Below are 1051 nucleotides of genomic sequence, written 5' to 3' on the forward strand. Positions count from 1 at the left end.
GGCGACACGCCTTGAGCGGTCCTTGAACGAGGTGAGGGCCTCTGGTTTCGGTGTGGATTGCGACATCTACAACCGGCACCCAGGAGGCCCTCGTTGTTCCACCGTAACGCCCCGCTGACCGCGACCGGCAGGCTGCGTCTGGCCCGGTGTGTCGTCGACGACGGCTGGCCGCTGCGGCGGGCCGCGGAACGCTTCCAAGTCAGCCACACCACCGCCGTCCGCTGGGCCGCCCGCTACCGGCAGCTGGGAGCCGCCGGGATGCAGGACCGCTCCAGCCGCCCGCACAACCAGCCTGGCCGCACCCCGGACACCCTCGAGGAAAAGGTCGTGCGCCTGCGCCGCGAACACCGCATCGGACCGGTACGGCTGGCCGCCCGCTGCAGCATCGCTGCCTCCACCGCCCACCGGATCCTGCAACGTCACGGCCTGCCTGCACTGGCCGCCACTGACCGCGCCACCGGCGAGCCCGTCCGCCGCTACGAACGCTCCCGGCCCGGCGAACTGGTCCACATCGACGTCAAGAAGCTCGGCCGCATCCCCGACGGCGGCGGCCACAAAGTCCTCGGCCGGGCAGCCGGCCGGGCCAACCAGGACCGCCGCAACGGCACCGGATACGCCTACCTGCACACCGCCCTGGACGACCACTCCCGTCTGGCCTACACCGAGGACCTGCCCGACGAGAAGGCCGCCACCTGCGCGGCCTTCCTGCAACGGGCAGCCGCCTGGTTCGCCGCACGCGACGTGACCGTCGAGCGGGTGCTGACCGACAACGCCTGGGCTTACACCAAGAACACCTGGCGCGACACCTGCCGCGACCTGGGCATCAGTCCGCGCTGGACCCGGCCCTGGCGGCCGCAGACGAACGGCAAGGTCGAGCGCTTCCACCGCACCCTGCTCGACGAGTGGGCCTACCAGCGGCCCTACACCTCAGACGTCGAACGACAGGCAGCGTTTCCCGACTGGCTGGACTGGTACAACTACCACCGACCCCACACTGGAATCAGTGGCCAAGCACCAGCCAGCCGCGTCACCAACCTGTCCGGTCAGCACA

General features: G+C 70.5%; 1 protein-coding gene. It reads left to right on the forward strand.

Annotated elements, in window-relative coordinates; all coding sequences use genetic code 11:
• Window positions 1-93 precede the first annotated feature (93 nt).
• Window positions 94-1051, forward strand: a 958-nt coding sequence (locus tag ACFZBT_RS40780) for an IS481 family transposase (protein WP_391115671.1), incomplete at its 3' end; no start/stop codon positions are given.

Origin of the sequence: Streptomyces sp. NPDC008137, from assembly GCF_042957035.1 — a bacterium.
GTDB lineage: Bacteria > Actinomycetota > Actinomycetes > Streptomycetales > Streptomycetaceae > Streptomyces.